Raw genomic sequence first — 21,172 nt, 5'->3', positions numbered from 1 at the left:
CTATGCAGGCCGGGACCGACCGCGACGCCTTCAGCTTCTGGGAGGCTGTCCCCGAGATGCTTTCCCGAACGCCGCTTTGCGAAAGCGAGCAAACCGTCGTCGCCGGAATCGTGTCACGGGTGTCAGTTGACATGGCGCGGGTTGAAGGCGCGGGCGGCGAGAGGATCGGATCTTTTCTGGTGTTCAACCGTTCCGGGTCGCGGCGGCCGATATTCTGGTGCTTCAACAACTGGGTCGAGCCGGTCCTGCTTGCCCGTGTGCTTGATCCCGAGCAGCCGCTTTATGGCATGATCTCGTTCTCCCGTTTCGTCGACACGTGGGCAACCAACATCGGCTACATGGAGCACCTGGCCGAGACCTATCTGAAAGCCCTGCTTCAGATCCACCTTCCGAAATCGCCCATTATCGCGGTCAATTGTCAGGCGGCAGCGATCGCCGAGATCATGGCGATCCGCTATCTGGAGCAACGGGGAATGCGACCGCTATTGCTAGTGCTGGAATATACGCTGCGCAAGCGCTTCGACGGCCCGGTCTTCCTGATGTTCGGGCGACAGAGCAACTACAATCCGTTCCGCTTTGCGCGCGATTCGGTTGCCCACTCGCAGACGCTGACCCGGAATGCCTCCTGGGGGCTCCTGGCGGCCGACCACGGCGGATATTTCCTCCAGCTGACGATCGCCAGACTGGCGACGTTCGTGAACGATGCCGCCGCCTATTTCAGCCGCACCGGCCGCATCAGCAGCGATTGGCCTCGGGTCGAAGCAGGCGAGCAGTCCTCCGGGATGACGGAGAGCGCCGCCTGACGACGGTGGCGCGGCACCGAAGCAAAGCCGTAGCTCGGCAAATCATCTCCGTTATTGCCTCCCGGGAGCCCCAGCTCACTCAACACATAGAAAATCCCGCCTCCCCGTTTTATGCGGAAAGGCGGGATTTCGTGCATTCGGGCTCAATCTGCCCCGGCACCCCGGGACAGGACGGATGCTATTCCGTGGCTTCGGCGGTGGCCGGTTCCGGCCGAACCCATTTCAGGATCGGCTTTCTGGCGGCAGCCGTTTCGTCCAGCCGACGGCGCGGGCTGTGATAGGGCGCGCCGGTGAAGCGTTCCGTCTCGCCGCGCTTGGCGCTCATGACCAGATCGCGCAGCGTGGCGACGAACAGGTCGAGGCTCGCCAGGCTTTCCGATTCCGTCGGCTCTATCAGCAGCGCCCCGTGGATGACCAGTGGGAAGTACATGGTCATCGGGTGGTAGCCCTCGTCGATCATCGCCTTGGCGAAATCGAGGGTGGTGACGCCCGTATCCTTCAGAAAGCTGTCGTCGAACAGCACCTCGTGCATGTTCGGACGCTTGCCGAAGGGCAGACTCATCAGGTCCTGAAGACTGGCGCGGATGTAGTTGGCGTTCAGCACCGCATCCTCGGAGGCCTGTTTCAGGCCGTCGCAGCCGTGGCTCAGCATGAAGGAGAGCGCGCGGATGAACATGCCCATCTGACCGTGGAAGGCGGTCATGCGCCCAAACGGCGTATCGCCGTGCTCCTTGGCCTTGGCGCGGGTCTCGACGAATTCCGCCGTATCACCCTCGAAACGCACGTAAGGCACGGGCGCAAACGGGGCGAGCTTTTCCGACAGCACAACGGGACCGGCACCCGGTCCACCGCCGCCATGCGGGGTGGAGAAGGTCTTGTGCAGGTTGATGTGCATAGCGTCGACGCCGAGTTCGCCGGGCTTCACCTTGCCGACAATGGCGTTGAAGTTCGCGCCATCGCAGTAGAAATAGGCGCCCGCCTCGTGGACGGCGTCGGCGATCTCCTTGATGTCACGCTCAAACAGCCCGCACGTGTTCGGGTTGGTCAGCATGATCGCGGCGACCTGATCGTCCAGCAGCTCGCGAACGGACGCCGGATCGACAGTGCCGTCCTCGCGCGCGGGGATGGTCACGACCTTGTAGCCGAGAAGGGCCGCGGTCGCCGGATTGGTGCCGTGGGCGCTTTCGGGCACCAGAACCTTGGTGCGGGTCTCGCCGCGCGCGGTGAGTGCGACCTTGATCGACATCATGCCGCACAGCTCACCGTGGGCGCCGGCCTTCGGGCTCATGGCGACGGAGGCCATGCCGGTGGTGACCAGCAGCCACTTGCCAAGCTCCGCGATCAGCTCAACCGCGCCGGAAACCGTGAACAACGGCTGCAACGGGTGCACATCGGCAAACCCGGGAAGCCGCGCCATCTTCTCGTTGAGCCGCGGGTTGTGCTTCATCGTGCAGGAGCCCAGTGGATAGAGCCCCATGTCGATGGCGCAGTTCTTCTGCGAAAGCCGCACGTAGTGGCGCATCGCCTCCGGCTCCGACAGCCCCGGCGGGTCGATCGGCTGCTTGCGGCGGTGGGAGCCCAGACGCGGCTTGAAGTCGAGCGGCACGTCGATATCGACGCCGGTCACCTCGTTGCGACCGATCTCGAAGATCAACGGCTCCTCGATCTGCAGCGCCTTGTTGCCGGTGAACGTCTTGTGCTCGGCAACGGCTGCCGTCTCCGCAGGCGTGCTCAGACGGCCCTGACTGTTCATGCCCATGCCAGCACCTCCTTCAGCGCGGCGGCAAAGGCGGCGCGGTCCTCGTCGGTGTTAATCTCGGTGGCAGCCACGACTAGCAGGTCGCCGACGCCCTCGGAAATCGGATCGATCCGCTTGACCGGGACACCGGCCATGATGCCCTTTTCGGCCAGCGTATTGACCACAGCCTCGGAGTCCTTGCCCTTGAGGCGAAGAGTGAACTCGTTGAAGAAGGCATCGTTGAGAAGCTCCACCCCGTCGATGCCCTCAAGCATTTCCGCCAGCTTCACGGCGGCCGCGTGGTTGGCGAGCGCCAGTTTCTCGAAGCCCGTCTTGCCGAGCAGCGTCATGTGAATGGTGAAGGCGAGCTGGCACAGCCCGGCATTGGTGCAGATGTTGGACGTCGCCTTCTCGCGGCGGATGTGCTGCTCGCGGGTCGACAATGTCACCACGAAGCCGCGCTTGCCGTCGGCATCCACCGTTTCGCCGCACAGCCGTCCCGGCATCTGGCGAACGTATTTCTGCCGCGTGGCGAAGAGGCCGACATAGGGTCCGCCGAAGGTCAGCGGATTGCCGATGGACTGGCCTTCACCCACCACGATATCCGCGCCCTGAGTGCCCGGCGGCTCGATCAGGCCGAGCGAGACGACCTCGGTGAAGACCGCGATCAGCAACGCGCCGCATTCGTGCGCCTTGTCAGCGATCAGCTGCAGATCGATCAACTGGCCGAAGAAGGACGGCGACTGCACGACGACGCAGGAGGTTTCCTTGTTGATGCGCGAAAGGATGTCCTTCGTGCCCATCGGATCGGCGGGCAGGATGTCGAACGTGTCGTCGGCAAGTTCCGACGTGGTGCGGATCACCGCCCGGTAATGCGGATGCACGCCGCCGGAGATCACCGCCTTGTTGCGCCGGGTCACCCGGTGCGCCATTAGCACCGCTTCGGCAGCGGCCGTGGAGCCATCATACATGGAGGCGTTGGCCACATCCATGGCGGTCAGATCGGCGATCTGAGTCTGGAACTCGAACAGCGCCTGCAGCGTGCCCTGGGTGATCTCGGGCTGATACGGCGTATACGAGGTCAGGAATTCGGAGCGCTGGATCAGGTGATCCACCGTCGCCGGCACGTGGTGCTTGTAGGCACCGCCGCCGACGAAGAAAGGCACGTCGGAAGCTGGAACATTCTTGGCGGCGAGGCGCGAGAGATGGCGTTCCACCTCAAGCTCGCTCTTGCGCCGCGGCAGATCCATCGGGGCGGTCAGCCGGGCCACTTCGGGGATATCGGCGAACAGGTCATCGATCGACTTGACACCGATGCATGCCAGCATGTCGTCGCGATCCTGATCGCTCAAAGGAAGATAACGCATAGAATAATATCCGTTTTCTGTTGGGCGCGGTGCAATGCGCGGCACGCCCGCCGTTTACCGCCTTCATCCGTGTCGGCCCGGGAATCCCGGATGCACCGACGCCCCCCTGACGGGCGAAGCGCATCCGTGAATTGATCGGGCAAGGCGCGCGGAAAGGACGCGCCTTACAGCGTTTCCAGAAACGCCTTGTAGGCGACCTCGTCCATCAGTTCGTCAAGCTCGCTCTTGTTGGCGATGGTCATCTTGATGAACCACGCAGCCCCTTCCGGGTCCTCGTTGACCTTCGCGGGCTCGTCGGCCAGCGCGTCGTTGGCTTCGCTGACATCGCCGGAAATCGCCGCATAGACCTCGGAAGCGGCCTTGACCGATTCCACTACGGCCGCTTCGTCGCCCTTGGCGAGCGTCTTGCCGACGTCCGGCAGCTCGAGGAAGACGACGTCGCCGAGCTGGCTCTGGGCGTAGTCCGTGATGCCGATAGTGGCGGTATCGCCTTCAACGGCGACCCATTCGTGATCCTTGGAATAGTAGGTAGTCATTTTCTTCTCTCCCTGGGAGGTGCCGTTCTCAGGCGGGTTTGCGGTAGTAACGCTGTTCGACAAAAGGCATGGCGGCAACCGATGCCGCCAGTTCACGCCCACGCACGACGATCTTCACGGGCGTGCCTACTTCCGCGTGAGCGGCATCGACATAGCCCATGGCGATCGGGGCGCCGACGCTCGGGGCAAAGCCGCCAGACGTGAGGTGGCCGATCTTCGTGCCGTCTTCAGAAAGCACGTCCGCGCCTTCGCGCGCCGGAGCACGGCCTTCCAGACGGAAGCCGACACGCTTTTTCGACGCGCCTTCGTTGAATTCCTTCATGATGCGGGCCGCACCGGGAAAATCGGTCGCCTCGCGACGGCTTTTCTGCATCACGAAGGTGATGTCGCCTTCCACCGGAGAGGTCGTCTCGTCGATGTCGTGACCGTAGAGGCACAGGCCCGCTTCCAGGCGCAGGCTGTCACGGGCGCCAAGACCGATCGGCTTGACCTCGTCATGGGAGAGAAGCGCGCGGGCCACGGCTTCAGAAGTACCGGCGGCAACCGAGATCTCGTAGCCGTCCTCGCCCGTGTAGCCGGAGCGAGAAACCTTGACGTCGAGACCGTCGAAGGCCGCATCCATGGAGGACATGAAAGCCATCTCGTCGACACCCGGCACGTGCTTGACCAGCATTTCCGCCGCCTTCGGACCCTGCAACGCGATCAGCGCGCGATCGTCCAGGATTTCCAGCCGCACGCCCTCGGGCATCGCGGCCGCGATCATCGGGAAATCGACATCCTTGCGCGCGGCGTTGACGACGAGGAACAGACGGCCGTCCGTCCCCTCTTCCGCGGGCCGGGTGACCATCAGGTCGTCGTCGATGCCGCCTTCGCCATTCAGCAGCACCGTGTAACGGACGCGGCCCGGCTTCAGCGTGGTGATGGCGGAGGGCACGATCGCCTGCAGCGCTTTCGCGATGGTCTCGTGATCGGGGCCGATGAGGAAGGCCTGACCCATGTGGGAAACGTCGAACAGACCGGCGTTTTCACGCGTCCAGGTATGTTCGGCGATGATGCCTTCGAATTGCACCGGCATGTCGTAGCAGGCAAAGGGCACCATACGGGCGCCAAGCCCCACATGAAGATCATACAGCGGCGTTTGAAGCAGCGTTTCGCTCGCGGCGGGATCGGCCATAAGCTCACCTTCGGTCCAGAGTCACGGGGGCGATATGGAAAAATCCACTCGCGCCCCCTCTGTCCGAGTACCTGAGAGATTTCCCGGTCCGCCCCTATGGCGGGTGCCGGTTACTTCCTTCGGTGAGCCGTCACGCATCCTGCGCGGCCGCTTTCCAGAGTGTCGCTTGCCCTGCGGTCCTTTTGCCTGAGAGTTTCCGGGGCGGTTGCTCCTTCGGCGCCGGAGAATAATTCCGATCTCTCCCGCTTGGCCATTTCCATCGGCGCCGACTCGCGACCTGCCGTCGGCGGCAGGCATAATCCAGAGGCCTGAGGCGGGAGTCAATTGCCGACACCTTGCCCTTTCGTCGGCAATTCCCGCAATTTCAAACTTTTATCGTTGACTATCAACGCTTTGAAGATTTATTGTCGAAACCGACATAGACCCTGCTCGCGCCTTCCGCTGGCACGCGGATGTCATCCACGACGCGCGCCCAACCGACCGAACCGTCGGATTCCGCCAGTCCAACCTCGATGAGAACAAGCTGGGAGACCAGAACCTTGTTGTCAGCGCCAGTCACGGCAATGCGAACGGGCAGGACCACGGGGCCCTTGGTGGGAACCGGTCCGGCGACGACGCGGCCGGAAACGCCGACCTTGATCGCCAGTTCGCCGTTGGGCAGGCGATCGCATTCACGCGCATATTTGCGGATCGAGCCCTGGTACTTCAGCGCCTGGGGATCATCTTCCTTGCCGCGCTCATAGACGGCCAGCAGGTAGGTATCGGCGCGCACTTCGATGGGCGGGCAGGCGACCTGAGAGGCGAAGATGGAGGGATCGACATCCGGCCCGGTCGTTCCGCCGCCGGACAGGAAAGTCTTGGTGAAGCTGTCGTCGCCGCTGCGACTGCTGCTGGGGGCAGAATCTTGCGACCCTCCGGTGAGCTTGGAGATGCTGCCGCATCCGGCCAGCGAAGCCACACAAAGCACGCCCGTCAGCGCTGCCAGAAACCGTCCCGAGATCCTCAACCGCATCGTACCACCCGTCGAATGAACCATGACGCAAACCGGACGCCGAACCGTCGGTTCCGTCCGTACAAGCTTGCCTCTATATCAGGGCATCGCGAGTTTGGCGACAGTCAGGCAATATGGGAACGGAAGCACGGAGACAGGCAATCGAGAGGGCTTGAGTTTTTCCCAACTCTTGACATGTAACGGTCACATTCCTCTATTGCCTTTCAGAAACGCACAAGGAACACCCGATGGCCGATGAAAGCACTGCAAAGCCGAAATTGACGGTGCTGCTGTGCGCTCCGCGCGGTTTTTGCGCGGGCGTCGACAGGGCGATTCAGATCGTAGAACTAGCGCTGGAAAAATACGGCCCGCCGGTCTACGTGCGCCACGAAATCGTGCACAACAAGTTCGTGGTGGAAGGCCTGCGCGCCAAGGGCGTGGTCTTCGTGGAGGAACTGGACGAGATTCCGGCGGGCGACCGGCCGGTGATCTTCTCCGCGCACGGGGTGCCGAAATCGGTTCCCGCCGATGCGACTGCGCGCAACATGTTCTTTCTCGATGCGACCTGCCCACTCGTCTCCAAGGTGCACAAGGAAGCGCAGATCCATCACAAGCGCGGGCGCGATATCGTGCTGATTGGCCATGCCGGACATCCGGAGGTGATCGGCACGATGGGGCAGTTGCCCGAAGGCATCGTCTCCCTGATCGAGACGGAGGCGGATGCGCGCGCCTCCCAGCCCAGAGATCCGGACAATCTCGCCTGGATCACCCAGACGACGCTGTCGGTCGACGACACCAGCGCCGTCGTCGCCACCTTGCGCGAGCACTTTCCCGATATCGTCGCCCCGCACAAGGACGATATCTGCTACGCCACGACCAACCGCCAGGAGGCGGTGAAGGAGGTCGCACCGCGGGCCGATGCGATGATTGTGGTCGGCGCGCCGAATTCCTCCAACTCGCAGCGCCTGCGCGAAGTGGCGGAACGGGCGGGCTGCCCTCATTCCGTTCTCCTCCAATGCGCCGAGGACATTGACTGGACGACCTTTTCCGGCATATCGACACTTGCCGTCACCGCCGGAGCATCGGCGCCGGAGGTGCTGGTGGAGGAAATCATCGAGGCCTTCGCCGCCCGCTTCGACGTCACCGTGGAAACGGTGCGCACGGCGGAGGAAACGATCGCCTTCAACCTGCCCCGCGAACTCCGGATCGCCGCCGCCGAGTGACATAGATTCATGGCCGTATATACGGACGTTCCCGACGAAGCGCTAGCCGCTTTCATCTCCCATTACGACATCGGTTCCGTTCTCGCCTTCAAAGGCATTGCCGAAGGCGTGGAGAATTCCAACTTCCTGCTCCACACGGAAGCCGGTTACTACATCCTCACGCTCTACGAAAAGCGCGTGAACCCGGCCGAGCTGCCCTATTTCATCGGCCTGATGGAACATCTGGCAGCCGCGGACATCTCCTGCCCGACGCCGATCGCCAATCTCGACAGTGAGACGCTCGGCACGCTGGCGGGAAAGCCGGCGGCGATCTACACCTTCCTGAACGGGATGTCGATCCGCCGGGCGAAAGCCACCCATTGCCAGGAACTCGGCAAGGCGATGGCGGAGATGCATCTGGCCGGTGCGAACTTCTCCATGCACCGCAAGAACGCGCTGAGCATCGATGGCTGGCGACCGCTGTTCGAACTGTCGCGCGATCGCGCCGACACGGTTTGCCACGGTCTTACAAGCGAGATCGAACACGAACTGTCGATGCTGGAGGAAAACTGGCCCAAGGATCGGCCCTCCGGCGAGATCCATGCCGATCTCTTCACCGACAACGTGTTCTTTCTGGGCGACGAATTGTCGGGTATCATCGACTTCTATTTCGCCTGCACCGACTATTTCGCCTATGACGTGGCGATCTGCCTGAATGCGTGGTGCTTCGAGCCGGACGAATCCTTCAACGTCACAAAGGCTCGCGCGCTTCTGAAGGGCTATTCGAGCGTTCGCCCCTTCACGGAGGCGGAGTTCCATACCCTGCCGCTTCTGGCGCGGGGTGCGGCGCTGCGGTTCCTGCTCACCCGTCTCTATGACTGGCTGACCGTGCCCAAAGGTGCTCTGGTCACCCCGAAAGATCCGATGGAATACATAAAGAAACTCCGCTTCCACAGAGATGTCACCAACGCCAGCGACTACGGTCTCGGCTCCGTGGATATTGCTTCATGAGCGATCGGGTGCAGATCTATACGGACGGGGCGTGTTCGGGCAATCCGGGCCCCGGCGGGTGGGGCGCGGTGCTGCGCTTCGGCAAGCATGAGCGCGAGCTCAAGGGCGGGGAAGCCAACACCACCAACAACCGCATGGAATTGATGGCGGCGATCGAGGCGCTCAATGCGCTGAAGCGCTCCTGTACCGTCGATTTCTTCACCGATTCCGTCTATGTGCGCGACGGCATCAGCAAGTGGATGTTCGGCTGGAAGAAGAACGGCTGGAAGACGGCCGCCAAGAAGCCGGTGAAGAACGCGGAGCTGTGGCAGGCGCTGGACGAGGCGCGGCGGCGGCATGACGTGGAGTGGCACTGGCTGAAGGGCCATGCGGGCCACCCGGAAAACGAACGCGCCGACGAACTGGCCCGCACCGGCATGGCCCCGTTCAAGATGCGCCGCGGCCGTTCGAACGGCTCAGGAGATGCCCCGGCATTAAGAGCGGCGGCACCCCCGTTTCCCCTTCGCCGACCGGCGGCAGATTCGAGCGGCCGAGCGGCTTCGCAGACCGCCGCCCCGCTTACAGCGATCTGAAGGAGGAAACCCGGCGTGCCCTGATCCTCGCCAACCCGACCTCGAGCGGTTTCAACCTCAAGGCATTGCAGCGGATCGCCAAGCGGCTGAGCAATGCCGGACGTTCGGTGGAATTGCGCCTGACGGCTCATGCGGGCCGGATCGGCGAGATCTGTTCCGACCCCCAGCTTGCCGTGGACGTTCTGGTGATCGCGGGCGGCGACGGATCCATCAACAAGGCGTTGACCGGGTTCCAGTCGATCCTTGCTCCACCGGCGCTCGCCGTTGTGCCATGCGGCACGGCGAACGTGCTGGCTCAGGAATTGAGTTTGCCGTCCAAACCCGATGCGATCGCCGACATGATCCTTAGGCGGCGTACTAAAAATCTCCATTATGGGCTGGCCGATGGCCGGCCCTTTTTGCTGATGGTATCGGCCGGGTTCGATGCTCTCGTGGTCCACACGGTACTGCTCGCTTTGAAGCGACGGCTCGGCAAGCTCGCCTATGTCATCACCGCTCTGCGTCAGGCGTTCAGGCCGCGCCATTGCGATATCGTGGTGGAGACGAAGGGGGAGCGGATCGTCTGTCGGCTCGCCGTCATCACCAAGGTGGCCCATTACGGCAGACCTTTCGTGGTGTGCCGGGATGCGAATGTGAGCGAGCCGGGACTTCATCTCGTCGCCCTGACGGACGACCGCGTGCCGTCGCTGCTCCGGGCGAGCCTTGCCTTTCTGCGAGGTCGGATGGACCGCTGCCGGGATGTGATCGTGCGCCCGCTCAGCCGCGCCACGCTCACCGCGGCTGACCTCACCGCCGCACAGATCGACGGCGACCCCTTCGGCACGACGCCGATCACGATCGAGCCGGGTCCGCACTCGATGACGATGATGGTTCCCTGAGAAAAGGCGACGGAACAAGCCGTCGATCCTTCGAGACGGCGTCTGCGACGCCTCCTCAGGATGACGTCATCGTATTGTTCCATAGCAAGAAACGATCGACACACGACGTCATTCTGAGTGTCTGCCCCGAAAATGGTATCGATTTACTCGCAATACTCTCCGCGCATCATCCCGGCCCCATGATCGAGATCTGGGTCGGGATCCATTCCGTGATCTATCGGCATGTAATGAATTCAATTTCTTCATCCATATCAGCCCTTTATCGCACTGAGACAGCACAGCATGGATTGCCGGTCGGAGCCGGCAATGACGAGGGAATTATAGCTGGAATAGCCCAACATCAACTGCGGGCCAGACAGAGAGAAGGGTCGTCAGGCCCGTCTCGAAGGATGGGCCACGCGCTCCATCTCGAACACGTTGATCGCGGGCTCAGCCCTGCATGCGCGTAAGCTGGTTGGCGAGCATCTTGCCTGTGTCCTCGGCGGGCATGGGCTGGCCGTACAGGAAGCCCTGCGCGTATTCGCAGCCCATCTGCAGAAGCTCCAGCGCATCCGATTCTGTCTCCGCCCCTTCCGCGACAACATCCATGCCGAGGTCGTGGGCGAGCGTCACGATGGAGCGCAGGATCACCGGACGGGCCGCACCGTTGTGGTTCCGGTGGTCGTTGCGCACGAAGGACTGGTCGACCTTGATCGTGTCGAAGGGGAACCGCTGCAGGTAGCTCAAACTGGAATAGCCGGTGCCGAAATCGTCAAGCGAGAGCCCCGCACCGAAGGAGCGCAGGCGCTCCAGCACCTTGGCGGAGAATTCCGGGTTCTCCATCACCAGGGACTCCGTCACCTCCAGCTTCAACGTGCCCGGCGTCAGCGCCGTGCGCACCATCACCGCCTTCACGTCGTTGATCAGGTCGTGGCGCAGGAGCTGGCGCGAGGAGACGTTGACGCTGGTAAAGAGCCGGTAGTTCTCCTGGCTCTGCTGCTGCCAGTAGGCAAGCTGACGGGCGGCACGCTCCAGCACATAGAGCCCGAGTTCGTTGATGATGCCGGACTCTTCGGCCAACGGAATGAACTCGTGCGGACCAAGCCACCCCTGTTTGGGATGCTGCCAACGCACCAGAGCCTCGAACCCGGCGATCGTGCGGTCGTTCAGGCGAACGATCGGCTGATAGAGAATGCGCAGCTCGCCGTTGCCAATGGCCGATTTCAGATCGTTTTCCAGCACCACCCGGCCGCCGGTCACGGTCTTCAGCGTCGCTCGGTAGGCCTCGAGCCGATCGCCGCCCAGCATCTTAGCCTGGTACATGGCGATTTCCGCATCGCACACGACCTCTTCCACCGTGGTGTTGGCCTCGTCGCCGATGGCAAGCCCGATGGAGCCGGTCAGATAGATCTCGTGTTCGCCGAATGTCAGCGGAGCACGCAAGGTGCGCCGCAAGGCCTCGCCGAAACCGGCGATCCGGTCGGGCTGCTGTTCCGACAGGAGCACGATGCCGAACTGGTCGCCCGCCAGACGGCACAGCGAATCCTGCGCCTTGAGTTGACGGGCCAGACGGCGCGCCATGGTCAGCAGAATGGAATCGCCGACCGAAATGCCCTGGTTGTCATTGACCTGCTTGAAGCCGTCGATATCGAGGACAATCGCCGTCGGTCGGCCCGTGCCTTCCACCCGATAGCGGACCATGGCGGCATCGAAGCGGTCGACGAAGATCTGCCGGTTGGGCAAGCCGGTCAGATTGTCGATGACGGAATCGTGCAGCAGACGTTCCTCGAAGGTCTTCTGCTCGGTCACGTCGTGCAGCGTACCGACGCAGCGCACCACTTCGCCGTCGGCTCCGAGGAGTGGGCGCGCGCGCAGCAGGAACCAGCGGAAATGTCCGTCCTCCGACCTGAGCCGAAAGATCTGCGAAATCCGGCCGCGCCGCTGATCGATGATCGCATCGAGCGTCGCGCGGAAGCGGTCGCGGTCCTGCGGATGGATGACGTCGAGCCATTCGCGCGCCGGGCCTTCCAGCGTGCCGGGCTTCAGCGCCAGCAGCGCCTCAAGCTCGCCCGCGGTATGGATGCGGTCGCGATCGACATCCCAGTCCCAGATCATGTCGCCGGAGCCTGTCAGCGCCAGCGCGCGGCGCTCCACGTCGCCGATGGCACCCTGCACCAGCGCCCCGCCGGCAAAAGCGTGCTGCATCACGGTGAAGTCGATCAGAAGCACGATCAGCACCATGCCGCCGTCAAGCGCGGGCTGGACCAGATTGTTGGAGAGGCTGCCGCTCACTGCCAGCGCTGCACCGAATAGCCAGGTCAGCAACAGCACCCAGGTCGGGATCAGCATGATCGCCCGGTCGTAGCCCTGGAAGGCCAGCACCAGCACCACGCCGAAGCCGAGCAGGCCGATCACGCCCAGCGACAGCCGGGCGATGCCCGCCGCAATCGCCGGATCGGCGATCGCGATGCCGAAAAGCCCGAGCAAAAGCACCAGAGCCGCGATCGCGACATGGCTGTAGTGAATGTGCCATCGGTTGAGATTGAGATAGCCATAGAGAAAGACGATCAGACTTGCGGCCAGCAACACCTCGCCGCCCGCGCGGTAAACCTGTTCCCCCCCTGCACCGATCCCGAAGACGCGGTTCCAGAAGCTGAAATCGATGCACAGATAGCCGAGCACCACCCAGGCAAGCGCAGCGGTGGCGGGGAACATGATGGTTCCCTTGATCACCACGATGATGGTGAGAAACAGCGCCAGCAGGCCGGAAATGCCCAGCACGATGCCCTTGTAGAGCGTGTAGGCGTTGACGCTGTCCTTGTAGGCCTCCGGCTGCCACAAATAGAGCTGCGGCACGTTGGGGGTGCGCAGCTCGGCAACAAAGGTGATGACGGCGCCGGGATCGAGCGTGATTCGGAAAACGTCCGCCTCCGGGCTCGGCATGCGTTCCGGCACGATGCCCTGACTGGGAGACAGCGAGGCCACGCGCGAACGGCCGAGATCCGGCCAGGCGATACCCGATCCAACCAGCCGGTAGAAGGGAGAGATCAGCAGACGGTCGATCTGCTCGTCGGAGGGATTGGAGAGCGCGAAGACGATCCAATCGGTATTGGAGCCGTCGCGCGAGGTCACCTCGATGCGCCGGACGATGCCGTCGGCCCCGGGAGCGGTGGAAACCTGCAGGCTCGCACCGTGATTGACGTAACGTTCGACGGAATGGGTCAGGTCGATCGCATTGACGTTCGGCGGCACCGATATCGCTTCCACGGCACGCGCCGGCGTTACCACGCCGGTCACGCCAAACAGGAGAAGCGCTATCAGCGCGAGATACAGACGATGCACCAAAAACTCCATTCGGAAAGCGAACATGGCGGCAAGAAGTAACGGCTTACCGGGACCTTCACAAGCGATGTTTCTCGCTCTCCCCATAGGTATCACTCGCCACTTGGGGACACGCCGGCGACTCAGGATCTTCAGCCAGATGCGCGAACAGAAAATGATCGCGCCATTGCGCATCTATGCGCAGATAGGCTCGGGCGTAGCCCTCTTGCGTGAAGCCGGTGCGACGTAACAGAGCGATTGAGGCGTTATTGTGGGGCAAACAGGCTGCTTCCACACGCTGCAGGCCCAGCCGCTGAAAGACGAAGCCGAGCACACAGGCGACCGCCTCGCTCATGTATCCCTGCCGCGCATGGGGTTGGCCGACCCAGTAGCCGAGCGCGCAGGACTGGGTGACTCCACGCCGCACGTTCGACAGGGTTAATCCACCGACAATTTCACCGCTGCCGCGCAGGAAAACGAAGAACGGATAGCCGCTGTCGTTGCGAACCTCACGCTGATAGCGACGCAGCCGCCGACGGAAGGCGGCGCGGGTGAGATCGTCGACCGGCCAGGTCGGCTCCCAGGGTTTCAGGAAACCGTAGGAGGATTCGCGCAAGGTCGCCCAGGCGGCGTGGTCCGCCATTGTCGGCATGCGCAAGACCAGACGCTCGCAACGCAGGATCGGGCTAGGTTCGCTGTAGCCGATTGAGCCCAGCAGTGCCATTGCCCGCCCCCCTTCCGTTTCCGATCAGCAGTGCCGGCCGGCACCAAGGTCGATGAAGCTGCCTGCTTTCGCTGCCCTGGATTGCGCCTTCGTGGTGCCAACCAAATGCTCGCCGATCGCATCGACACCCATGAGCTTGCTCACAGGACCGACCGCGGACACCGTCGGGATCTTGCCGCCGAAGGTCTCGGCCGCAACGCGACGCACATCATCGGCCGTCACCGCATCGATCCGCTCCACGATCTCCGAAGGCTCCAGACAATAGCCGTAGACCATCATCTGCCGCGCAATCTGTCCTGCACGCATCACCGGGCTTTCCATCGCCATCATCAGAGAGGCGCGGATCTGGGCCCGGGCGCGGGCGACTTCGTCTTCCTTGATCGCGTCGCCTGCGCGCGCGAGTTCACCCAGTAGCACGGGCATCAGCTCTTCCAGATCGTCTTCGCCGGAAGCCGCATAGATGCCGAACAGCCCCGTATCGGTGAAGGGCCAGTGGAAGGAAGAGACCGCGTAGCAAAGGCCGCGCGTCTCGCGCACCTCCTGGAAGAGGCGGGACGACATGCCCCCACCGAGAACGGCGGCCAGGATCTGGATCGTGTAATAGTCGGGGTGCTTGTAGGGCTTGCCCTCGAACCCCAGCAAGAGTTGGGCTTCCATCAGGTCGCGCACGCGGCGGTTCTCACCGCCGTGATACTGCGCGGGCAGGAAGGGCACGCCGGGACCGGTGGGAAAATCCCCGAACCGTTCCTTCGCGAGCTTCACGATCTCGTCGTGATCGACCTTTCCGGCGGCGGAGAGAACCATGCTGCCCGCCCGGTAGTGCGTATCCAGATATTCGCGGATGCTTTCCGGCGTGAAGGCCCGCACGGTCGTCGGCGTGCCGAGGATTGTGCGCCCCAGCGGTTGGCCCGGCCAGGCGGTTTTCTGCATCAGGTCGAAGGCCCAGTCTTCGGGCGAATCCTGCACGCCGCCAATTTCCTGCAGGATGACGTGCTGCTCGCGCTTCAGTTCCTGCGGATCGATGACGGAATTGCCCAGAATGTCGGACAGGAGATCGACGGCTAACGGCACGTCCTGCGCCAGGACCCGCACGTAATAGGCCGTGTTCTCGACGCTGGTAGATGCATTGAGCTCGCCGCCCACCGCCTCGATCTCTTCGGCGATGTCGCGCGCACTCCGGCGGCGGGTGCCCTTGAAGGCCATGTGCTCGAGCAGATGCGTCAGGCCGTGCTGGCTTTCCGTCTCGTTGCGCGAGCCGACCCGCACCCACACGCCGAGGGCCGCCGTTTCCAGATGCGGCATGCGATCGGTGACGATGGTCAGGCCGTTGTCGAGATGACTTATGCGAACATCCATGGATCAGGCCTCCGCCGAGACGGCGCGGGCCCGCTCTTCGATGAGCGTTTCCACGGTTGCGATATCGTTTGCGACCACTTCAAAACGCTCCTTGCGCTCCATCAGATCCGACAACCAGTCCGGCAGGGCCGGTGTCACGCCGCAGGCCGCTTCCACCGCCTGTGGGAACTTCGCAGGGTGCGCAGTGGAGAGCACGATCATCGGCGTGGTTGATGTTCCTTGTGCCTCGGCGACCAACAGGCCGACGGCCGTATGAGGATCGGCCAGATAGCCCGCCTCGCGCCAGGTCTTTGCAATTGTGTCGGCGACCGCCGCTTCATCGGCGCGACCGGCGGCAAAGAGCTTGCGGATCTCGGCCAGACTTTCCGACGAAAGATCGAAGGCGCCGGACTGGGAAAGCCCGCTCATCTGCCGCTTCACCACATCCGCATCCCGGCCCGCCACGTCGAACAGCAGCCGCTCGAAATTGGAGGAGACCTGAATATCCATCGAGGGAGAGGTGGTCGCCGTCACGCCGCGCATCTCGTAGCGCCCGGTTTCCAGCGTGCGCGCCAGGATATCGTTGACGTTGGTGGCGATGACCAGCTTCTCGATCGGCAGACCCATGCGGGCTGCGACGTAGCCGGCGAAGATATCGCCGAAATTGCCGGTGGGAACGGTGAAGGAGACGGGCCGGCGCGGCGCGCCCAGGGCGGCGCCTGCCACGAAATAGTAGACGACCTGGGCAACGATGCGTGCCCAGTTGATCGAATTGACCCCGACCAGCCCGACCTTGTCGCGGAAGGAGAAGTGATTGAACATCCCCTTCAGCATGGCCTGGCAATCGTCGAAATTGCCTTCCAACGCCAGGGCGTGGACGTTGGTCTCGCTCGTCGTAGTCATCTGCCGACGCTGCACGTCGGAGGTGCGGCCATCGGGGAACAGGATGAAGACGTCGGTGCGCTCGCGACCGCGGAAGGCCTCGATCGCCGCGCCGCCCGTGTCGCCCGACGTGGCGCCGACGATGGTGGCGCGCTGATCGCGCCCAGCCAGGACATGATCCATCAGCCTGCCGAGAAGCTGCATGGCCACGTCCTTGAAGGCCAGCGTGGGCCCGTGAAACAGCTCCAACACGAAACGATTGTCGGCGACCTGAACGAGCGGCGTGACGGCGGGGTGGCGGAAGCCCTCGTAGGTTTCGCGCAGCATCGTCGCCAGTACGTCCTCGGGGATCGCATCGCCGACGAAGGGACGAATCACCTCCAACGCGACTTCGTGATACGGCCGGCCCGCAAACCCCGCGATGGTCTCGCGATCCAGTTGCGGCCACTCGGCTGGCACGTAGAGGCCGCCGTCGCGGGCAAGGCCACTCAACAGAACGTCGGTGAATTCCAATTCAGGTGCGTCGCCGCGCGTGCTGACATACTTCAAACCGGTTTCCTTCCCCGACACGGTTTGGATGCATGAAGTCCGTGTCCGGTTTCAATTTTATTGGCTGAGCCTGTTCGCTCGCCGCTACACACCCCAATCGCGCGCAGCGGGCGACTGTCTGATGCGCCCGCGCAGCGTCCACGCGGGTAATGCCGCGTTCGCGCCGACCCTAAATCAACCGACGACGAACGAAAACCGAATTCGTACGCACACACCGGCTGTTCCACGCCGATAACACCCATATGGGATATCGGCGAGAAAGGAATACTCCGCAAATCTCCTCAGGCGTGGCCCACGTCGCTTGAAAGCATGCCCGGCGCAATACCGAGCCGACCGAGAGCCGCGTCATATTTGCCGTTGAGGTCACCCCCGAAGACGAGCGCCTCGTCCGCCGGACAGGTCAGCCAGCCCGGTTGCCTGGATCTCGCTTTCCAGTTGCCCCGCGCTCCAGCCCGCATAGCCTAGCGCCAGAAGCACGTTTTCCGGGCCCCTGCCGTCGGCGATCGCCTTGAGCACTTCAAGTATGGCGGTCAGGCAAATGCCGTTCTCGATCGCCATGGTGGAGTCCTGAACGAAATGATCGGCGGAATGGAGCACGAAACCGCGCCCGGTCTCCACCGGCCCGCCGCGATGAACCGGCATCGTCTCCACCGCCTCGGGCAGACGGATCGGGCTGTCCTCACCCACGATACCGAGCTGGGAGAGCAATTCGGGGAAGGAAAGATTGTTCATGAGCTTGTTGAGGATAAGCCCCCATGGCACCCTCGGCCGAATGGGCGCACAGAATAGATCACGACACGCTCGAACCGGTCGTCCATCATGCCCGACATCGCAATCAGGATGTGACCGTCCAGGTAGCCGCCCGCAGGTTCAAACGTTCCCGTCTCCAACGCCATTTGCACCTTCCTTGCTTGCCCGCACTGCGCGACCATGAGGCATCCCGGACGCGGCAGATCACAGGTAAGACAGGATAGCATTCATGGCGCGCCTGTCACCAAGGCTGAGTGCGCGTGAAGACATATTGATGGGTCAGGCCAGACAGTTACGTCTCCTGTTACCACATCAAGCCCGGCAGCAAGGACAATTACGGACAAGGCCGCGGGTGCGGCCCTGTCCCTATCGGCCCTCGGGCGGTCACTCAGTCGGTTTCTCCAGGTGAATGGCCGGTTTGATATCGAGCAGTTTCGTGCCGTTGCAGCAATCGAGCCCATAGACGGTGATCCGTCCCTCCCCGATCTCCGCAATCGGCAGGACCGCAGCAGCAATCGGGTTCGGGCGATGGGGCGAGCGCAGGGCGAATGTGCCGCGCAGATCGCCCGTCGGGCGTCCGCCCGGGCGTTGCAGCATGCGGGATCTGTCCGTGTTCTCAAACCAGTAGAGCACCAGAATATGCTGTCCGACCTCAAGGCTGGTGAGCCCCTCGTGATAGTCGGGATCGAGAATGATCGTGCATTGTGGCCCGTCGAGGCTGATGTTGCGCGGGCATTCGCTCGGATCCTTGTAGGGGGTCTCGATATGCCCGATGAATTTCAGTTCGGCCGTCATGGTTCACCTTGCCTGTCGGTTTGTTCGAGAAAATCGGACGAACAATGCGAATCGCTTGGCCGTGGCGGGGCGTGAAGGCGCGGGGCTTGCGGTGGCGTTCGGCATTGACGGGGCAGCATCAGAAATCATACCCATGAGTATGGATATTGTGACGCGGCAGAGGCGACGCGGCAGAGGCGACGCGGCAGAGGCGACGCGGCAGAGGCGACGCGGCAGAGGTGTCAATATAATCATACCAATTAGTATGATTATCAGACAGTTCAGGATGAAATGGGCAAGATCGAACAGAACAAGGAAAGAAAGCGGCACGCGATCCTGGATGCCGCGAGCGAGATCTTCCTCAGCGACGGCTATGTCGCGGCGAACATGGACAGAATCGCCGCGTTTGCGGGCGTCACGAAACAGACGGTCTACAGATATTTCGCCTCCAAGATGAACCTATTTCAGGCCACGCTAATGCACATCCGCAAGGATGGAGGCGAGGATTTCTCCCGGTATCTTGACCTGCCGGATGAGCGCGACACGCTTAGCCGGTTCGCGGTCGCGTTCATGCGAGCTCACCTGTCGCAGGAGCACCTTCGTACCTACCGGCTTCTGGTGAGCGAAAGCGCGACGGCACCGGAAATGGCGCAGGTTTTCCGGACCGTCGGCCCCGACAATACCGCCTCCCGGCTGACCCGTTTCTTCGCAGATCGCCTTGCCATGGGCGATCCGGAAACCGCGGTCCGGCTTTGGACGGCCATGCTGCTTGCGTTCAGGAACACGGTTCCTGTGGGCGGCCCAGCGCCGACGGAGCAGGAAATCGCCGATCATGCGCACGCCGCGACCGATCTGCTGTTGCGCGGTGCAAAGGATGCACCGGACTGAGAGCCTGTCATCGTCGTCACGCGGAAATGAAACCACTAGAGGATCAGGCGACTTGAACATGCGCGCCCAGTCTCTAGGCTGCATCCCCACAAAAGCGACAGCAAAGCGAACGAGACCCGCAGCGATGACCGGTACGACAGAGATTTCCAGACGCCACCTCCGCGCGGATGCAAGGCGGACTTTCCGCCTCGCCCTTTCCGCCGCCGCGCTCGGCATGGTGCTGTCGGGTCCGGCCTTCGCGGGGGTCGGTCCGTGGTTCACAGCCACGGGCGGCGAAATTCGACTGATCATGGCAGGCGGTGTGCCGGATGGAGAGGGAACCTATAAGGCTGCGCTGGAAATCCGCACCGAGCCCGGCTGGAAGACCTATTGGCGCTTTCCCGGCGACAGCGGCATCGGAACGTCGGCGGACTTCTCCGCTTCCGACAATGTCGCCTCCACCGCACTCGCCTTTCCCGCGCCCGAGCGCCACGAGGATCCCTATTCCACCACCATCGGCTATGAAGGCGGCGCGGTTCTGCCGATCACGGCAAAGATGAAGAGTACGGGCGATCCGGCAACGCTCGTCGCCGATGTCAATCTCGGGCTTTGCCGGGAGGTCTGCGTTCCCGTCACCACGCGCCTGGAAATTCCACTCGATCCCGACGCCCCGGCGGATGCGGTGAGTGCGCAGGCTATCGCGGCGGCGGAGGCGCGGGTTCCGGAACCAGTTGATGCGGGCGATCCGCTGTCGGTGACGGTTCTCTCCCTGGAGCCCGGCGACGAACCTGCCTTCCGTTTTACCGCCCATCTGTCCGATGCGGATGCTCCGGCGGATCTGTTCGTGGAGGGACCGCAGGGCTCCTATCTCAGCGTCCCCACGCTTGCCGAGCGCGACGGAGCCAAAGCCATATTCACCTTGCCGACCGAAGGGCTCGTTCATGACACGAATTCGGCCGTTTTGCGCCTAACCCTCGTCAACGGCTCGCACGCGGCGGATCAGAGCTGGACGGTGGATCTTTCGGCCCTCGAATAGCCCACCTCGACGCCCCTGCCCTTGCGCGCTATGTCCCTTGCGGCGGCGCATTCAAGAGCGCCTGTTTTTTTAAGGGAGACGACTTCAATGACCATTCAGATCGGCGACCAACTGCCGGATGCGACCTTCAAGATCATGACCGCCGACGGTCCCGGCGAGGTCAGCACGAGCGATATCTTCGCGGGCAAGAAAGTCGTTCTCTTCGCGGTGCCGGGCGCCTTCACACCGACCTGCCACAACAATCACCTGTCCGGCTTTTTGGAAAATCTCAGCGCCCTGAAGAGCAAGGGCATCGACACGGTGGCGGTGACGGCGGTCAACGACGTCTTCGTGATGGATGCCTGGGCGAAGGCGACGGGTGCTGAGGGCAAGATCGTCTTTCTCGCCGACGGCAGCGCCGATTTCGCCAAGGATATCGGGCTTGAACTCGACGCCTCCCTCGCCGGGCTCGGCATGCGTTCGCAGCGCTATTCGATGATCGTGGAAGACGGCAAGGTGACCTCCCTCAACGTGGAAGACACCCCGGGCCAGGCCGCCATTTCGGGCGCGGCGGGCATTCTGAACCAGTTGTAAGCCGGTTCGAGGCGGCGGGCCAATCGCGGTTCGCCGCCGTTACCAGGGGGCTGATTTAGCGGGATCGTGTGGGTCACCGATCCTTCGAGACGGCGCTGACGCGCCTCCTC

Annotated in this window: 18 protein-coding genes, 1 pseudogene and 1 riboswitch; of the genes and pseudogenes, 8 read left to right on the top strand and 11 right to left on the bottom strand. The window is 62.9% G+C overall.

Annotation, left to right across the window (positions count from 1 at the left end):
- The first annotated feature begins 2 nt into the window (after positions 1 to 2).
- On the top strand, positions 3 to 803 hold the full coding sequence (locus tag QNJ43_RS04930; RefSeq protein ID WP_300467859.1) for a hypothetical protein: 801 nt from the start codon (positions 3 to 5) through the stop codon (positions 801 to 803).
- Between the two features lie 178 nt (positions 804 to 981).
- Here QNJ43_RS04930 and gcvPB read toward each other — a convergent pair whose 3' ends face one another.
- The 5 genes from gcvPB to QNJ43_RS04905 form a co-directional block, all read right to left on the bottom strand.
- The gene (gcvPB, locus tag QNJ43_RS04925; RefSeq protein ID WP_300467857.1) at positions 982 to 2,562 is read right to left on the bottom strand and encodes an aminomethyl-transferring glycine dehydrogenase subunit GcvPB; all 1,581 of its coding nucleotides are present in this window, start codon (positions 2,560 to 2,562) and stop codon (positions 982 to 984) included.
- Entirely contained in the window at positions 2,553 to 3,908 is a 1,356-nt protein-coding gene (gcvPA, locus tag QNJ43_RS04920) for an aminomethyl-transferring glycine dehydrogenase subunit GcvPA (protein ID WP_300467855.1), read from the bottom strand. The genes gcvPB and gcvPA overlap by 10 nt, the downstream gene beginning before the upstream one ends.
- A gap of 164 nt (positions 3,909 to 4,072) precedes the next feature.
- Positions 4,073 to 4,444 carry a glycine cleavage system protein GcvH gene (gene gcvH / locus QNJ43_RS04915; protein ID WP_300467853.1) on the bottom strand — a complete coding sequence of 124 codons (372 nt, stop codon included), beginning with the start codon at positions 4,442 to 4,444 and terminating at the stop codon, positions 4,073 to 4,075.
- Positions 4,445 to 4,472: 28 nt separating this feature from the next.
- Positions 4,473 to 5,618 carry a glycine cleavage system aminomethyltransferase GcvT gene (gene gcvT / locus QNJ43_RS04910; RefSeq protein ID WP_300467851.1) on the bottom strand — a complete coding sequence of 382 codons (1,146 nt, stop codon included), beginning with the start codon at positions 5,616 to 5,618 and terminating at the stop codon, positions 4,473 to 4,475.
- A 164-nt stretch (positions 5,619 to 5,782) separates the two neighbouring features.
- A riboswitch (glycine riboswitch) is annotated at positions 5,783 to 5,873 on the bottom strand.
- A gap of 130 nt (positions 5,874 to 6,003) precedes the next feature.
- Positions 6,004 to 6,654, bottom strand: coding sequence for a hypothetical protein (locus QNJ43_RS04905; RefSeq protein ID WP_300467849.1), 651 nt, complete (start codon positions 6,652 to 6,654; stop codon positions 6,004 to 6,006).
- 203 nt (positions 6,655 to 6,857) lie between these two features.
- Here QNJ43_RS04905 and ispH point away from each other — a divergent pair, with 203 nt between their 5' ends.
- Genes ispH through QNJ43_RS04885 form a run of 4 tightly spaced genes read left to right on the top strand, consistent with a single transcriptional unit; the run spans position 6,858 to position 10,272 of the window.
- Positions 6,858 to 7,832 (top strand): 4-hydroxy-3-methylbut-2-enyl diphosphate reductase, encoded by a 975-nt coding sequence (gene ispH / locus QNJ43_RS04900; protein ID WP_300467847.1) that lies wholly within the window; start codon positions 6,858 to 6,860, stop codon positions 7,830 to 7,832.
- Positions 7,833 to 7,841: 9 nt separating this feature from the next.
- A complete protein-coding gene (locus QNJ43_RS04895) occupies positions 7,842 to 8,822 on the top strand; it encodes a homoserine kinase (RefSeq protein WP_300467845.1) in 981 nt (326 codons plus the stop codon).
- Positions 8,819 to 9,394 carry a ribonuclease HI gene (gene rnhA / locus QNJ43_RS04890; protein WP_300467843.1) on the top strand — a complete coding sequence of 192 codons (576 nt, stop codon included), beginning with the start codon at positions 8,819 to 8,821 and terminating at the stop codon, positions 9,392 to 9,394. Before QNJ43_RS04895 ends, rnhA begins: the two co-directional genes overlap by 4 nt.
- The gene (locus QNJ43_RS04885; protein ID WP_300467964.1) at positions 9,391 to 10,272 is read left to right on the top strand and encodes a diacylglycerol kinase family protein; all 882 of its coding nucleotides are present in this window, start codon (positions 9,391 to 9,393) and stop codon (positions 10,270 to 10,272) included. Before rnhA ends, QNJ43_RS04885 begins: the two co-directional genes overlap by 4 nt.
- Positions 10,273 to 10,701: 429 nt before the next feature.
- Here the strand turns inward: QNJ43_RS04885 and QNJ43_RS04880 are convergent, their stop codons facing one another.
- The 6 genes and pseudogenes from QNJ43_RS04880 to tsaA all read right to left on the bottom strand — a co-directional run bounded on the left by QNJ43_RS04880 (position 10,702) and on the right by tsaA (position 18,607).
- Positions 10,702 to 13,605 (bottom strand): EAL domain-containing protein, encoded by a 2,904-nt coding sequence (locus tag QNJ43_RS04880; RefSeq protein WP_300467841.1) that lies wholly within the window; start codon positions 13,603 to 13,605, stop codon positions 10,702 to 10,704.
- Between the two features lie 46 nt (positions 13,606 to 13,651).
- Entirely contained in the window at positions 13,652 to 14,296 is a 645-nt protein-coding gene (locus QNJ43_RS04875; protein WP_300467839.1) for a GNAT family protein, read from the bottom strand.
- A gap of 24 nt (positions 14,297 to 14,320) precedes the next feature.
- Positions 14,321 to 15,652 carry a pitrilysin family protein gene (locus tag QNJ43_RS04870; protein WP_300467837.1) on the bottom strand — a complete coding sequence of 444 codons (1,332 nt, stop codon included), beginning with the start codon at positions 15,650 to 15,652 and terminating at the stop codon, positions 14,321 to 14,323.
- A gap of 3 nt (positions 15,653 to 15,655) precedes the next feature.
- Complete coding sequence (gene thrC, locus QNJ43_RS04865) at positions 15,656 to 17,062, bottom strand: threonine synthase (protein WP_300467836.1); 1,407 nt, start codon at positions 17,060 to 17,062, stop codon at positions 15,656 to 15,658.
- Between the two features lie 281 nt (positions 17,063 to 17,343).
- A pseudogene (locus QNJ43_RS04860) lies at positions 17,344 to 17,958 on the bottom strand (YqgE/AlgH family protein).
- Between the two features lie 238 nt (positions 17,959 to 18,196).
- Positions 18,197 to 18,607, bottom strand: a complete 411-nt coding sequence (gene tsaA / locus QNJ43_RS04855; RefSeq protein WP_300467834.1) for a tRNA (N6-threonylcarbamoyladenosine(37)-N6)-methyltransferase TrmO — start codon at positions 18,605 to 18,607, stop codon at positions 18,197 to 18,199.
- A 270-nt stretch (positions 18,608 to 18,877) separates the two neighbouring features.
- Between tsaA and QNJ43_RS04850 the strand changes: the two genes are divergently transcribed.
- The 3 genes from QNJ43_RS04850 (at position 18,878) to QNJ43_RS04840 (ending at position 21,062) form a co-directional block, all read left to right on the top strand.
- Positions 18,878 to 19,474 carry a TetR/AcrR family transcriptional regulator gene (locus QNJ43_RS04850; RefSeq protein ID WP_300467832.1) on the top strand — a complete coding sequence of 199 codons (597 nt, stop codon included), beginning with the start codon at positions 18,878 to 18,880 and terminating at the stop codon, positions 19,472 to 19,474.
- Between the two features lie 124 nt (positions 19,475 to 19,598).
- Entirely contained in the window at positions 19,599 to 20,489 is an 891-nt protein-coding gene (locus QNJ43_RS04845) for a protein-disulfide reductase DsbD domain-containing protein (RefSeq protein ID WP_300467830.1), read from the top strand.
- A gap of 87 nt (positions 20,490 to 20,576) precedes the next feature.
- Complete coding sequence (locus QNJ43_RS04840) at positions 20,577 to 21,062, top strand: peroxiredoxin (RefSeq protein WP_300467828.1); 486 nt, start codon at positions 20,577 to 20,579, stop codon at positions 21,060 to 21,062.
- The last annotated feature ends 110 nt before the right edge of the window (positions 21,063 to 21,172 follow it).

This window comes from Breoghania sp., assembly GCF_030066895.1.
In the GTDB taxonomy this organism is placed as follows: domain Bacteria; phylum Pseudomonadota; class Alphaproteobacteria; order Rhizobiales; family Stappiaceae; genus Breoghania.
Note: the sequence above shows the minus strand (reverse complement) of the source record. Positions and strands in the feature narration are given on the sequence as shown.

Excerpts from the sequence above, each read along its gene's own strand:
- QNJ43_RS04930 (WP_300467859.1), top strand. The coding sequence starts at position 3 with ATGCAGGCCGGGACCGACCGCGACGCCTTCAGCTTCTGGGAGGCTGTC.
- QNJ43_RS04905 (WP_300467849.1), bottom strand. The coding sequence starts at position 6,654 with ATGGTTCATTCGACGGGTGGTACGATGCGGTTGAGGATCTCGGGACGG.
- gcvPA (WP_300467855.1), bottom strand. The coding sequence starts at position 3,908 with ATGCGTTATCTTCCTTTGAGCGATCAGGATCGCGACGACATGCTGGCA.
- QNJ43_RS04875 (WP_300467839.1), bottom strand. The coding sequence starts at position 14,296 with ATGGCACTGCTGGGCTCAATCGGCTACAGCGAACCTAGCCCGATCCTG.
- QNJ43_RS04870 (WP_300467837.1), bottom strand. The coding sequence starts at position 15,652 with ATGGATGTTCGCATAAGTCATCTCGACAACGGCCTGACCATCGTCACC.
- ispH (WP_300467847.1), top strand. The coding sequence starts at position 6,858 with ATGGCCGATGAAAGCACTGCAAAGCCGAAATTGACGGTGCTGCTGTGC.
- rnhA (WP_300467843.1), top strand. The coding sequence starts at position 8,819 with ATGAGCGATCGGGTGCAGATCTATACGGACGGGGCGTGTTCGGGCAAT.
- QNJ43_RS04895 (WP_300467845.1), top strand. The coding sequence starts at position 7,842 with ATGGCCGTATATACGGACGTTCCCGACGAAGCGCTAGCCGCTTTCATC.
- gcvT (WP_300467851.1), bottom strand. The coding sequence starts at position 5,618 with ATGGCCGATCCCGCCGCGAGCGAAACGCTGCTTCAAACGCCGCTGTAT.
- QNJ43_RS04845 (WP_300467830.1), top strand. The coding sequence starts at position 19,599 with ATGACCGGTACGACAGAGATTTCCAGACGCCACCTCCGCGCGGATGCA.
- tsaA (WP_300467834.1), bottom strand. The coding sequence starts at position 18,607 with ATGACGGCCGAACTGAAATTCATCGGGCATATCGAGACCCCCTACAAG.
- gcvPB (WP_300467857.1), bottom strand. The coding sequence starts at position 2,562 with ATGGGCATGAACAGTCAGGGCCGTCTGAGCACGCCTGCGGAGACGGCA.
- QNJ43_RS04850 (WP_300467832.1), top strand. The coding sequence starts at position 18,878 with ATGGGCAAGATCGAACAGAACAAGGAAAGAAAGCGGCACGCGATCCTG.
- QNJ43_RS04840 (WP_300467828.1), top strand. The coding sequence starts at position 20,577 with ATGACCATTCAGATCGGCGACCAACTGCCGGATGCGACCTTCAAGATC.
- gcvH (WP_300467853.1), bottom strand. The coding sequence starts at position 4,444 with ATGACTACCTACTATTCCAAGGATCACGAATGGGTCGCCGTTGAAGGC.
- QNJ43_RS04880 (WP_300467841.1), bottom strand. The coding sequence starts at position 13,605 with ATGGAGTTTTTGGTGCATCGTCTGTATCTCGCGCTGATAGCGCTTCTC.